This is a genomic window from Micromonospora sp. NPDC049089 (assembly GCF_040648775.1).
GTDB lineage: Bacteria > Actinomycetota > Actinomycetes > Mycobacteriales > Micromonosporaceae > Micromonospora.
Genome location: NZ_JBEZEH010000055.1, coordinates 19,502 through 32,435, shown reverse-complemented (window position 1 = coordinate 32,435; position 12,934 = coordinate 19,502). Strand labels below are relative to the sequence as shown.

The following is a 12,934-nucleotide window of genomic DNA, read 5'->3' as shown; positions in this document are numbered from 1 at the left end:
GCCGTGCGCGGTGTGGCCGACCTCCGGGTGGAACTGCACGCCGGCTCACTCCTCGCGCTCACGCTGAGCCACCTTTCGTTCGCGACTGCGGGGCTCGCAAACCCGGCTCACTCCTCGCGCTCACGCCGAGACCCCTACGCGGACGTTGCGGAACCGGGCCGGCGCGGCCGGGTGGCCGGTGTGCCCGATCTGGCCGGGCTGGCCCTTACCGCAGTTGGGCGTGCCCCAGGAGACCGTCTCGCTCGAGAGCATGTCCATCGAGCGCCAGAACAGGGGGCCGATCCCGGTGTACGTGGGGTTGCGCAGCATCCGCCCACGCCGCCCCTTCTTGATCTCCCAGCCGACCTCGCAGCCGAACTGGAAGTTGAGCCGCTTGTCGTCGATCGACCAGGACCGGTTGAGGTCCATCAACACGCCGTCGTCGGTGGCCGCGATGATCTCCTCCAGCGTGTGCGGGCCGGGTTCCAGGCCGACGTTGGTCATCCGCACCATCGGCAGCCGGGCCCACCCGTCGGCCCGTACGCTGCCGCCGTAGTCGAGGCTCGCCATGGCTGCGGAGTCCCGGCCGGCGAGCACACCCACCCAGCGGCCGTCCCGGACCGCGTCCCGTTTGACCGCCGGGGAGCCCTCGTCGTCGAAACCGAAGCTGCCCAGCGCACCCGGGATCGTCGGGTCGATGGTGATGTTCATCAGCTCCGAGCCGTAACGCAGCGAGCCGAGCTGGGCCAGGTCCAGCCAGGACGTGCCGGCGAAGGCCGCCTCCCAGCCGAGGATCCGGTCCAGTTCGATGGCGTGCCCGACCGACTCGTGGATCTGCAGGGCCAACTGCTCGCCGCCGAGGATCAGGTCTGTCTCGCCGGCCGGGCAGGCCGGCGCGGTGAGCAGCGCCCGGGACTCCTCGGCGATCTGCGCGGCGTGCGCGGCCAGATCCAGCGACTCGACCAGCTCCCACCCGGTGGTGCCGTACTGGCCGCGGTAGCTCGGCCAGGAGCGGCGCTGCGTCTCGCCGTCGCCGATCGAGGTGGCCGAAATGCCGCCGCCGCACTCGCGGATGCGCTGGTCGATCCGGTGGCCCTCGCTGGAGACGAACCACTTCGCGGTGTCCCAGATCTGGTACAGGCCCTCGGCCAGGTCCGCGCCGTGCTCGGCCATCGTGCGCGTCGCGTCGACCAGCAGATCGCCCTTGTCGGACAGCGGCACCCCGAGCGGGTCGATCTGGCAGCCGGACGCCCAGCTCGCGGTGACAGCCTGGACCGGCACCAGGTCGACCGAAGGGCCCGGCACCCGCGCGCTCGCCATGGCGGTCCGCGTCGCGCGCCGGCCGGCGTCGCGGGCGGCGGCGTCCGACAGATCGGGTACGGCGTGGAAGCCCCAACTCGCTCCGACCAGCGCTCTGACCCCGAGCCCGATGCTCTCGTCCTGGGTCAGCTCCTCCACGTCACCGTTGCGCGCGGTCATCGACTCGTAGCGGCGGTGCATCACCCGGGCGTCGGCGTACCGGGCGCCCGCGTCGAGGGCGGCCTGGACGGCGGCGGCGGCCGCGTCGAACTCGGTCATGGACCGACCCTAGGCCAGCGGACCGACACCCGTCAGGGGAGCAGTTCCTCCGGCCGGATGGTGGCCTTCACCGGCTCAGTCAGCTCCAACACCTCTCCCGGTCTGGTCACGGACTGCTCGGTGTAGTGACCGCCCCGCCGCCGGTACAGATGCACAATGCCGCTGTCCTGCTCGACCAGGAGATACCACTCGATGCCGGCGGCGGCGTAGTAGTGCATCTTGAGGACTTTGTCGGTGGACGCGTTGCTCGGCGAGATGATTTCGCACACCAGCCGCACGTCACTCGCCTCGACGTTGAGCTCGTCGAAGTCGATCGGGCTGGTGATGACGAGATCGGGGATCGGAATCCGACCCGGCCTGAGCCGGACGTTCACCGCTTCCAGAACGTGCAGGCCGGCTTCGCGAACCGGGCCTCGCAGAACCGCGCGTAGTTCGCCCGAGATGTTTTGGTGCCGCGGGGTGGGGGCTGGGGTCACGTGAAGGCTCCCGTCGAAGAGTTCAACGCGTTGCTGCGTCTCGCCGAGGGCGAGGTACTCCTCTTCGGTCCACGGGCCTTCGTGGTTGAACACCGCCGCGGTCATCGTCACCTCCGCCTCGTGCCACGGGCATCCTCTGCTGGCTGCTCCGCCAATCGTCGCACTTCACGTGCGTCCTGGGCCATGAACGGGTGTGGATGGCGAGGTGACGGGGGTGCGGGGCCGATGCCGACTCGTTACGCTCGGGCCCGCTGACACGTGCCGACTTTGTAGCTTATTTTCACCCTCGGGACTTTGCTGTAAGTTCTCTTCGTCACTGAGGGAGGTGGCCGTGGACAGCTCGGAACCCTCGCCGTCCGGGGACCCGGACGACCGTCCCGCCGTGCCGGCGCAGCGCTCCGACCAGGACGCCTACCTGCGGGTGCGTGATCTTCGGGTCCGGTTCGACACCGAGGACGGCGTGGTGCGCGCTGTCGACGGGGTGTCGTTCGCCGTCGAGCGGGGCCGCACCCTCGGCATCGTGGGTGAGTCCGGCTCCGGCAAGAGCGTCACCTCGCTGGCGATTCTCGGCCTGCACGACCCGAAACGGACCACCATCACGGGGGAGATCTCCGTGGGTGGCCGGCAGGTGGTCGGCCTGGCCGACGAGGAGGTACGCCGGCTGCGCGGCCGGGACATGGCGATGATCTTCCAGGATCCACTGTCGGCTCTGCACCCGTACTACACGGTGGGCCGGCAGATCGCCGAGGCGTACCGGGTGCACCACCCGAAGGCCAACCGGCGCGAGGCCCGCCAGCGTGCTGTCGACATGCTGGACCGGGTCGGCATCCCGCAGCCGGCGCGTCGCTTCGACCAGTACGCCCACGAGTTCTCCGGCGGCATGCGCCAGCGGGCGATGATCGCGATGTCCCTGGTCAACGACCCGGCGCTGCTGATCGCCGACGAGCCGACCACCGCGTTGGACGTCACAGTGCAGGCGCAGATCCTGGACCTGCTCGCCGACCTCCAGGCCGAGTTCCACTCCGCGATCATCCTGATCACCCACGACCTCGGCGTGGTCGGCCAGGTCGCCGACGACGTGCTGGTCATGTACGGCGGGCGGGCCGTCGAGCGGGGCAGCGTCGAGCAGGTGCTCCGTGCGCCGCAGCATCCGTACACCTGGGGGTTGCTCTCCAGCGTGCCGTCGCTGCACGGCGACGCGGACGCGGACCTGGTGCCCATCCCCGGCAACCCGCCCAGCCTGATCAACCTGCCGTCGGGCTGCGCGTTCCACCCGCGCTGCCGGTACGCGGACCGCGCCGGCAGCCGCTCCCGCACCGAGGTGCCCGAGCTGCGCCCCGCCGGGGCCGATGGCCACCTGGTCGCCTGTCACCTGAGCGCGGAGGAGCGCGCCGCGTTCTACGCCGAGGACATCGCACGAGTGGGGGTGGCTGTGTGAGGGCGAGGAACGTAGCGCAGCGGAGTACCGCAGTCCCGAACGGAGGACTGTGGAGATGACCGATGAACCACTGCTGCGGGTACGCGGCCTGAGCAAGCACTTCCCGGTACGCCAGGGGCTGCGCGCCACCGGTCTGGTGCGGGCGGTCGACGGGCTCGACTTCGACGTGCGCCCGGGCGAGACGCTCGGCCTGGTGGGGGAGTCGGGCTGCGGCAAGACCACCACCGGTCGGATGCTGGTGCGGTTGCTGGAACCGACGAGCGGCAGCATCGAGTTCGACGGGCGGGACATCACGCACGCCGGCCGCCGGGAGTTGCGCCCGCTGCGCCAGGAACTCCAGATCATCTTCCAGGACCCGTACGCCTCGCTGAACCCTCGGCACACGGTGGGCCGGATCGTGGCGATGCCGCTACAGGTCAACGGAATCAAGCCGCCGGGTGGCATCAAGGCCCGTGTCCAGGAGTTGCTGGAGCTGGTCGGGCTGAACCCGGAGCACTACAACCGGTACCCGCACGAGTTCTCCGGTGGTCAACGCCAGCGCATCGGCATCGCCCGCGCGCTGGCCCTGCGGCCCAAGCTGATCGTCGCGGACGAGCCGGTCTCCGCGCTGGACGTCTCGATCCAGGCGCAGGTCGTCAATCTGCTGCGCGACCTGCAACGCGAGCTTGGCCTGGCCTTCGTGTTCATCGCGCACGACCTGGCCGTGGTCCGGCACTTCTGCCAGCGGGTCGCGGTCATGTACCTGGGTCGGATCGTGGAGATCGGCGACCGGGCGGACATCTACGAGCGCCCACAGCACCCGTACACCCGGGCCTTGCTCTCGGCGATCCCGGACGTCACCCAGCTCGGCCCGGCGGGGCGGATCCGGCTGACCGGTGACGTACCCACCCCGCTGGACCCGCCGTCGGGCTGTCGGTTCCGCACCCGGTGCTGGAAGGCGCAGGACATCTGCGCCACCGAGGAGCCCGCGCTGATCCCGCGCGACGGCGGCAACCAGGCCACCGCGTGTCACTTCCCCGAAGTGGCGGGGTCGATCACCCAGGTCGTCGAGGAGGTGTCGTCGTGAGCCTGTCCCCGGTGGAGGGTGTGGCGCTGGCCGAGATCGAGTCCGGTGGCGACGAGAGCGGAGCCGCGACCACTGGCGTCGTGGGCCGTTCGCCCGGTCAGCTCGCCTGGCTGCGGCTGCGCCGCGACCGGACGGCGGTGATCAGCGGCGTACTCCTGGTCTTCTTCCTGTTGTTGGGGTTGGCCGCTCCGCTGATCGAGATGGTCTACGGGATCGGCCCGCGGGAGCAGTTCCAGAACATGCTGGACGGCTTCGGCATGCCGCTGGGGTACGCCGGCGGGGTCAGTGGCGAGCACTGGTTCGGTCTGGAGCCGGGGCTGGGTCGGGACATCTTCATCCGGCTGATCTACGGGCTGCGGACCTCGCTGTTCATCGCGTTCGCGGCGGCCCTGATCACCGCGACGATCGGGATCGTGCTGGGGGCGCTCGCCGGCTACCTGGGCGGCTGGCTCGACGCGGTGATCAACTGGATCACCGACCTGACCCTGGCCATGCCCTTCCTGATTATCGCGCTGGCGCTCACGCCCACCATCACGCTGCGCTTCTACGGTGAGCGGGGGCAGGTGTCGTCCGCCTTCGGGGTGGGCGTGCTGATCGCCGTCTTCGCCATCTTCGGTTGGACCAGCACGGCCCGGCTGGTTCGCGGGCAGGTGATCGCGCTGCGCGAGCGGGAGTTCGTGGAGGCGGCCCGGGCCAGCGGGGCCGGGTTGGGGCACATGCTCTTCCGGCAGTTGCTGCCGAACATCTGGGCGCCGATCCTGGTGTCCTTCTCCCTGGCGGTGCCGCAGTTCATCACCAGCGAGGCGGCGCTGTCGTTCATCGGCGTCGGCCTCAGCGACGAGACGCCGAGCTTCGGCCGAATGATCTACCGCAGTCTGGACTTCCTCCAGACCGACCCGGCGTACGTGTTCTTTCCGGGCATCACGATCTTCGCGCTGGTGTTCGCCTTCAACCTCTTCGGCGACGCGTTGCGGGACGCGCTCGACCCGAAGTCGTCCCGGTAGGGGTCAAAATCATGGCGCGATTTCTGCTCAAGCGACTCTTCTCCGCCACGCTGACCCTCTTCGCGGTGAGCGTGTTGACCTTCCTGATGTTCTTCGCTCTTCCGCGCGACCCGGTCAGTAGCATCTGCTCGAAGAACTGCAACCCGGAGCGGCTGGAGCGGGTCCGCGACGACCTGGGCCTGAACGATCCGCTGATCAGCCAGTACGCCGGTTACATGAAGGGCATCGTGACCGGTCGGGACCTGGGTAGCGCCCAGGGCGGCCGGTGCGACGCACCCTGCCTGGGCTGGTCGTACGTCACCAACGAGGCCGTCTCGGACACCATCGCCCGAGTGCTGCCGGTGACGCTGAGCATCGTGATCCCGGCGGCCATCCTCTGGTTGCTGCTCGGCGTGGGGCTCGGCATGGTGTCCGCGCTGCGTCGGGGCACCTGGCTGGACCGGCTGGCGATCGGCTTCTCGCTGACCGGCGCCTCGTTGCAGCTGTACTTCGTGGGCGCGGTGCTGCTGCTGGTGTTCGTCTACAACCTGCGGCTGTTGCCGGTGCCCAGCTACACCTCGATATTCGACAACCCGGCGAAGTGGGCCAGCGGGCTGGTGCTGGCCTGGGTGGCGCTGGCCTTCCTCTTCTCGGCGATCTATGCCCGGTTGTCGCGGGCGCAGATGTTGGAGACGCTGTCGGAGGACTTCGTCCGGACCGCGCGGGCCAAGGGCCTGGCCAAACCCACTGTGTACGGGAGGCACGCGCTGCGCGCGGCGATCACTCCGGTGGTGACCATCGCGGGGCTGGACGTGGGCGGGGCGCTGGGCGGGACGGTGATCACCGAGACGACGTTCGGCATCCAGGGGTTGGGGCGTACGGCGGTGGACGCGGTGCGCTCGGGTGATCTGCCCACGATCATGGCGACGGTGCTGATCGCCGCCGTCTTCGTGGTGTTGGCGAACGTACTGGTGGACCTGCTCTACGCGGCCATCGACCCTCGGGTGCGGCTGCGCTGAGCTGTCGGTGGACGGGGCGCGCCCGGTGGCGGAATTTATCGACAACTGTTACACAAATTGTAAGTTTTTTTCCTTACGATCCTCGGGACGTCGGCGGTTCTCGCCCCGACGAAACCGCACGGCACATGGGTGAAGGGGGTACTTCATGAGACCACGCGTGGTGGCTGCCGCAGGCGGCGCGATCGCTCTGGTTGTGGCATTGGGTGCGTGCTCGAAGAACACGGGCGAGGGCACCACTGTGGACAGCGAGCGGAAGCAGACCGGGGTCATCGCGACCGACCCCAAGGACTCGCAGGGGCCGGCGGCCGAGGTGAGTGGCGCCCAGAAGGGTGGCACGTTCAGCGTCATCCGGGAGTCCCCGATCTCCCACCTGGACCCGCAGCGGACGTATTCGTTCGCCGGTCTGATGGCCAACCCCCTCTGGTCGCGCTACCTGACCACCTGGAAGGACGACGGCAAGGGCGGCCTGGTCCTGGTGGGCGACCTGGCCGAGACGCCGGGCAAGAACGTCAACAACGACTGCAAGGTCTGGGAATTCACGATCAAGGACGGGGTGAAGTTCGAGGACGGCCGGCCGATCACCTCCAAGGAGATCGCGTACGGCATCGCCCGCTCCTTCGACCCGGACCTGTCCGGCGGCCCGACCTACATCCAGGAGTGGCTGGCCGACACCGCGCAGTTCGACACCACGTGGGACTTCAAGAAGAACAAGACGTCGCTGCCCCCCGGCCTGAGCACGCCGGATGCCAAGACGCTGCGCTTCGAGTTCGCCAAGCCCCGCTGTGACCTGCCGTTCGCGGTCTCGCTGCCGACCACCGCGCCGCTGCCCGCCGACAAGGACACCGGCGTCGACCTGGACAAGCAGCCCTTCTCGTCCGGCCCGTACAAGGTCGCCAAGAACCAGGTCGGCGTGCAGATCACGCTGGACCGCAACCCCAACTGGGACCCGAAGACCGACCCGGTCCGGCACCAGTACCCGGACCAGTTCGTCTGGAGCTTCGGCCCCACCGCGGACGCCGCCAACAACCGGGTGATCGCCGACAACGGCGCCGACCAGAGCGCGCTCGCCTTCAACACCGTGCCCGCCTCGCTGGTCGCCAAGGTGGCCGGGGACGCGTCGCTGAAGTCCCGGACGCTCCTCTCGCCGACCCCGAGCGCAAACCAGCTCGTCATCAACAACCAGCGGGTCACCGACCTGAAGGTGCGTCAGGCGCTCAACTACGCCATCGATCGCGAAGGCATGATCAAGGCGCTCGGCGGTCAGACCGTCGCCGCGCCGCTGACCACGCTGATGCCGCCGGCCACCATCGGCTACAAGGCGTACGACGCGTACCCGGCGGGCGCCAACGGCAACGTCGACAAGGTCAAGGAGCTGCTCGGCGGCAAGACGCCGGAGCTGGTTCTCGGTGTCGCCGACAACTCGACCGAGCAGCAGCAGGGTGCCCAGCTCAAGGCGAACCTGGAGCGGGCCGGCTTCAAGATTACCGTCCGGAACATCTCGGACGACGCGAAGCTCGACGAAATCAAGAAGAAGAACAACCCGTGGGACCTGTACATCGGTAACTGGGCGGCGGACTGGCCGAGCGGGGCCTCGATCCTGCCGGTGCTCTACGACGGCCGGACCATCAAGGCCGAGGGCAACAGCAACCAGTCCTACTTCAACGACCCGACGATCAACGCTGAGATGGACCGCATCCTGGCCCTGCCCCCGGCCGACCAGGGACCGGAGTGGGCCAAGCTCGACGAGCGGATCATGAAGGAGCACGCACCGGTGGTGCCGTTCTACGTCGACGTGGCCTACAACGTGCACGGCTCCAAGGCCGGCGGGATCTTCATCTCCAGCGTCTTCGGCTACCCGTCGTTCGTGAACGCGTACGTCAAGCCGTAAGTCACACCGCAGACCAGCAGGGTCCCCTTCCGACAACGTCGTCGGGAGGGGACCCTGCTGTCATGGACTGGTACCCGCCCATCGAGCCGTACGACTCCGGGATGCTCAGCGTCGGCCACGGCAACGAGCTCTACTGGGAAGTGTGTGGAAACCCCGGCGGCAAACCCGCGGTGTTCCTGCACGGCGGCCCCGGCGGTGGTCTGCTCCCCGGCAATCGGCAGTACTTCGACCCGTCCGGCTACCGCGTCGTGCTGTTCGACCAGCGGAACTGCGGTCGCAGCCGGCCCTTTGCGGGCGACCCGAAGACGTCACTGGAACACAACACCACCCCGCATCTGGTGGCGGACATCGAGCAGCTACGAGAGCACCTGGGGATTGAGCGCTGGCTCGTCTTCGGAGGCAGTTGGGGCAGCACCCTCGCCCTGGCCTACGCGCAGGCCCATCCCGAGCGGGTCACCGAACTCGTACTCCGTGGCGTGTGGCTGGTTCGCAGGTCGGACGAGGCATGGGCGTTCACCCCGGCGGGCGCAGCGCATCTGTTTCCCGCAGAGTGGGCGGCCTTCTGTGCTGCGATCCCCGTGACGGAACAGCACGACCTCGTCGGCGCCTATGGCCGCCGCATCTCCCATCCCGACCCCGCGGTCCACGGCCCGGCGGCCCGTGCCTGGATGAGCTGGGAGCTCTCGGCCAACACCCTGCTGCCGATGGCGCCGCCCGGCATCGACGACGCCAGCCTGCTGGCGTTCGCCCGCATCACACACCACTACATCAGTAACGGCGGCTTCCTCCCGCCGGAAGGTCTCCTGGCGGGAGTCGACCGCATTCGACACATCCCGGCGGTGATCGTGAACGGTCGATACGACATCAAGACGCCACCAAAGCAAGCCTGGGACCTGCATCGGGTCTGGCCTGAGGCGAAGTTCCACATCGTGGAGGACGCGGGCCACAGCGGCTCCGAACCTGGCACCCGCAGCCTGCTCATCGAAGCCACCAACCAGTTCCTCGCGTAAAGGGTCACAGCGTGCTATTCCGGCGAGGTGTTGTACTGGTGGAGCGTCGCCTTGGATGTGGAGGCGTCCCGGAAGGTCAGCTCCCATGGGCCGGTGTTGACGTCCATGTCCTTGCCGAAACCGACCCACTTCCCGGCCATCCGTCGACCGGTCGGCTCGACCAGTAGCTGGATCGCGCCGTGGTAACGGGCTCCTCGGTAGTAACCGGCCGAGTCGGTCTGCTCGACCCAGGTGCCGGTAACCACGGCACCGTCAACGGTCAGATCCATTGACAGTGAGGATGCCGCCGAGCCAGGAAGGCTTCGCACGGTTAGTCGGTCGCCGTGCTGGAGTACGACCACGAAGTGCTGTCCGGCGAATGATTCCCCCCGGCCACTGGAGTGGTACTGGTAGCGGCTGAGCCAGACCCCGTCGTACGACGCGTGGACCGTGAGTGGCTTGGGCGTTGGTGTGGCCAGGCTCGACATGGGCGAGGTCAGGTCGTGGCCACCGTGTTGGTCGTCGACGACATCGCCATTGGGTATCGCGGCGAAGCCGAGCAGTGAGACCGGCAGGCCGGTCACGACTTCCAGTGCGCGGGCGTACACGGGCCGGGGTGCGGCGATCGCGCCAGACTCCCAGCGCTGGACCAGTCTCTTGTTGGCGTCGTTGGGCTCGCCGACGCGACGGCCGGCGGCCTGGAGCGCGCGGGCGAAGTCGTCCTGGCTCATCCGCATCCCGGTGCGGACCGCGCGTAGAGCGGTATTCGGGGCATTCATGTTCGCCACAATAGCGATGTGTCGCCTTAATGTCGCCAGCAAAGTGCCCGTGTTGTCGGGCTCTGTGCCGTCGCGCCTGACGACGGCTCGGCGTCATTGTGACAAGCAACGCGGCGGCTGAGGCTGCGATGCGGACCAGCAGCGGAGGTGATGATGCCCAGTTCTGACGACGAGATGGTCAGCCGGGGAGAGCAGATCGACGCGGCCGAACGGGAAGAGGCCAAACGCCGGTTGCTCGCGCAGGCCGAGGCGGAGCGGATACCGGTGCAGGAGACGACTCGGGCGGTGCCGGACCGGCGGTGGCGTGGTGAACCGTGATCCGGTGCCGATCGGTCGGCGGGTCGCCTACCTGCGGGTGGGACGGAGGTTGTCGCAGCAGTCGTTCGCGGATCGGTTGGGGAAGTCGAAGAGCTGGGTGGACAAGGTCGAGCGCGGGGTCCGTTCCCTCGAGCGGGTGTCGACCATCCGGGAGATCGCGGTGGTGCTGCGGGTCGATCCCGCAGCGCTGCTCGGTCGTGACGTCCAGCCCGCCGGGGCGGCGGAACGTCGCGAGGGAGTGGCGCGGATTCGGGCCGCGCTGTCGGCGTACCCAATGGCTTATGGTCGCCCGGCGGACCGTGACGTGATGTCGCCCGATCGGTTGGCTCGGGAGGTGCGGCACGCGTGGATGACCTACCAACATGCCCGGTACCCACGTCTGGTCGAGCTGCTCCCCACGTTGGTGACCGAGGTTCACCGCGCCCACGCGCTGGACCCCGAGGCCGGGCGCGCAGCGGTGGTCGAGGCGTATCGGGTGACGGCGGCGCTGCTGGTGAAGCTGGGTGAGAGGAGCCTCGCGTGGCTGGCCGCTGACCGGGCGATGTCCGACGCCGCCGATGACCGGGTGATGTTGGCCTGCGCGGCGGTGCAACTTGGCCAGGTGCTGCGGGCATCGGCTCAGGCAGGGGCGGTAATGCTGGCCGCCGCTTCCCAGATCGCCCCGGGCACCCCGGAGGAGATGTCGCTGCGGGGATCGCTGCTTGTGCAGGCCGCCCTGATCGCGGCCAGGGCGGGTGACGATCGGGTGGTCGGTGGCCTGCTTGACGAGGCCGCCGAGCTGGCCGTCCAGGTGGGCGACGAACACGACCATCATCGGACGGCGTTCGGGCCGACGGCGGTCGAGTTGGCCCGGGTCACCGCTGCCGTGGAGATGGGCGACGGGCCGCAGGGGGTCGCCCGGCACGAGTTGGCGATGCGACGGGACGGGTGGCGATGGCTGCCGATCGAGCACCGCGCCGCGCACCTGATCGACGCGGCGCGCGCCTACCTCCAGACGGACGACGCCATCAACGCGGCCAGGGTTCTGCTGCGGGCCGAACACATCGCGCCCGCCGAGATTCACCATCGGCCGGCCGCCCGGGACGTGGTTGCCCAGGCCGCCCGCGACCCGGCCGCCCCAGCCACGATCACCCAGCTCGCCATCAACCTCGGAGTGCTGTGAGCAGGACCGTCCACCCCGATAGATCAACGTGTGTCGAGGAAGAAGATCGCGCCGATCTTGCAGATTCGGTCGTCAACATGTGTGGAATGCCTGTTGTGTCGCGACAGGAAGTGCAAGATCGCCGAGCAGGGTGAGTCCAGATTCGAAGGCTGGGATGATTGGGGCCATGCGGTTGGAGTCGCGGTGACGGCTGTGCCGGTGCTGCCGGTGCGCGATTCGCTGGCGGTCTACCCCGGCACATTCGATCCGTTCACCCCCGGCCACGGCGACCTGGTGGCGCGTGCCCGGATGATGTTCGACCTGGTCATCGTGTTGCTGGCGGTGAACGCCGACAAGCAACCAACCGCCGAGGCCACGGCCAGGGCGGCCCGCGTACGCGACGCCATGCCGGCGGCGTGGGGCAATGTCGAGGTGGACACCTGGACCGGGCTGACCGCTGCCTACTGCGCGCGTCGAGGTGCCACGGTCATCGTTCGCGGCGTGCGCACCGCCGCGGACCTTCGCTACGAGTACCAGCTCGCCGCGATGAACGAGCAGCTCGGCATCCAGACCGTCTGGCTGCCGCCCCGTCCGCACCTGGCCGCCGTCTCGTCCACTGCCGTACGGGCGTATGACGCGGCGCGGCCGGCACCGCCGGTCCCATAGCGTCAGGGAGAGCCGGAGCGGGTGGCCGAGTCGCGAGAAGGCCGGCGATGGGCGTTCGCACGGAAGGGGGCGTCGATGACGCGACCAACACTGTTCCTGACGGTAGGGCTGCCGTGCACCGGGAAGACCACCGCCGCTCGGCGCATCGAGATCGAGTCGGCGGCACTTCGTCTCACGAAGGACGAATGGGTGAAGGCTCTCTACGGGCCTGAGAATCCGTCGTCGGCTCAGGACGTGATCGAGGGACGACTCATCGATATCGGGCTGCGGGCGCTCGAGCTCGGCAACAACGTGGTGATCGACTTTGGCCTCTGGAGTCGGGACGAGCGCTCCGCGCTGCGCCAGGCGGCGGCAGACCTGGGCGCGCTTGTGGAGCTGCGCTACTTCGAGGTCAGTCCAGCCGAGCAGCGCCGGCGACTGGATCGGCGGCAGGCCGAAGCGCCGCACACCACATGGCCGATGTCCGATGCGGAACTCGCCGAATGGGCTGCCGGCATCGACATCCCGACGCCCGGCGAGCTGGACGGCAGTGAGCCTGTCGACGACCCACCTGCTGGTTTCGCGACATGGCACGAGTGGCGCGGACACCGCTGGCCACCCTCGGTCTCCTAGCG

At 68.8% G+C, this 12,934-nt stretch carries 13 protein-coding genes; 10 read left to right on the top strand and 3 right to left on the bottom strand.

Annotated features, from left to right (window positions below):
• Positions 1–120: 120 nt before the first annotated feature.
• Positions 121–1,557 carry a TldD/PmbA family protein gene (locus AB0B48_RS12455; protein WP_357199827.1) on the bottom strand — a complete coding sequence of 479 codons (1,437 nt, stop codon included), beginning with the start codon at positions 1,555–1,557 and terminating at the stop codon, positions 121–123.
• Between the two features lie 32 nt (positions 1,558–1,589).
• Complete coding sequence (locus tag AB0B48_RS12450) at positions 1,590–2,138, bottom strand: Uma2 family endonuclease (RefSeq protein ID WP_357199824.1); 549 nt, start codon at positions 2,136–2,138, stop codon at positions 1,590–1,592.
• Positions 2,139–2,415: 277 nt separating this feature from the next.
• Between AB0B48_RS12450 and AB0B48_RS12445 the strand changes: the two genes are divergently transcribed.
• From AB0B48_RS12445 to pip, 6 genes are all read left to right on the top strand, one after another.
• Positions 2,416–3,471, top strand: a complete 1,056-nt coding sequence (locus AB0B48_RS12445) for an ABC transporter ATP-binding protein (protein WP_357199836.1) — start codon at positions 2,416–2,418, stop codon at positions 3,469–3,471.
• A gap of 55 nt (positions 3,472–3,526) precedes the next feature.
• Positions 3,527–4,537, top strand: a complete 1,011-nt coding sequence (locus tag AB0B48_RS12440; protein WP_357199821.1) for a dipeptide ABC transporter ATP-binding protein — start codon at positions 3,527–3,529, stop codon at positions 4,535–4,537.
• Complete coding sequence (locus AB0B48_RS12435) at positions 4,534–5,541, top strand: ABC transporter permease (RefSeq protein ID WP_357199818.1); 1,008 nt, start codon at positions 4,534–4,536, stop codon at positions 5,539–5,541. The genes AB0B48_RS12440 and AB0B48_RS12435 overlap by 4 nt, the downstream gene beginning before the upstream one ends.
• An 11-nt stretch (positions 5,542–5,552) precedes the next feature.
• Positions 5,553–6,539: an ABC transporter permease gene (locus AB0B48_RS12430; RefSeq protein ID WP_112604983.1), complete on the top strand. Its 987-nt coding sequence runs from the start codon at positions 5,553–5,555 to the stop codon at positions 6,537–6,539.
• 145 nt (positions 6,540–6,684) lie between these two features.
• Positions 6,685–8,427 (top strand): ABC transporter substrate-binding protein, encoded by a 1,743-nt coding sequence (locus AB0B48_RS12425; RefSeq protein ID WP_357199814.1) that lies wholly within the window; start codon positions 6,685–6,687, stop codon positions 8,425–8,427.
• Positions 8,428–8,489: 62 nt separating this feature from the next.
• Positions 8,490–9,437, top strand: coding sequence for a prolyl aminopeptidase (pip, locus tag AB0B48_RS12420; RefSeq protein ID WP_357199811.1), 948 nt, complete (start codon positions 8,490–8,492; stop codon positions 9,435–9,437).
• Between the two features lie 14 nt (positions 9,438–9,451).
• Here pip and AB0B48_RS12415 read toward each other — a convergent pair whose 3' ends face one another.
• Entirely contained in the window at positions 9,452–10,204 is a 753-nt protein-coding gene (locus AB0B48_RS12415; protein WP_357199808.1) for an XRE family transcriptional regulator, read from the bottom strand.
• A gap of 144 nt (positions 10,205–10,348) precedes the next feature.
• Between AB0B48_RS12415 and AB0B48_RS12410 the strand changes: the two genes are divergently transcribed.
• The 4 genes from AB0B48_RS12410 to AB0B48_RS12395 all read left to right on the top strand — a co-directional run bounded on the left by AB0B48_RS12410 (position 10,349) and on the right by AB0B48_RS12395 (position 12,932).
• Complete coding sequence (locus tag AB0B48_RS12410; protein ID WP_357199806.1) at positions 10,349–10,513, top strand: hypothetical protein; 165 nt, start codon at positions 10,349–10,351, stop codon at positions 10,511–10,513.
• A complete protein-coding gene (locus AB0B48_RS12405) occupies positions 10,503–11,675 on the top strand; it encodes a helix-turn-helix domain-containing protein (RefSeq protein WP_357199803.1) in 1,173 nt (390 codons plus the stop codon). The genes AB0B48_RS12410 and AB0B48_RS12405 overlap by 11 nt, the downstream gene beginning before the upstream one ends.
• 183 nt (positions 11,676–11,858) lie before the next feature.
• Positions 11,859–12,320: a pantetheine-phosphate adenylyltransferase gene (gene coaD / locus AB0B48_RS12400; protein ID WP_357199800.1), complete on the top strand. Its 462-nt coding sequence runs from the start codon at positions 11,859–11,861 to the stop codon at positions 12,318–12,320.
• A 21-nt stretch (positions 12,321–12,341) separates the two neighbouring features.
• Positions 12,342–12,932, top strand: a complete 591-nt coding sequence (locus AB0B48_RS12395; protein WP_357199797.1) for an ATP-binding protein — start codon at positions 12,342–12,344, stop codon at positions 12,930–12,932.
• Positions 12,933–12,934 lie beyond the last annotated feature (2 nt).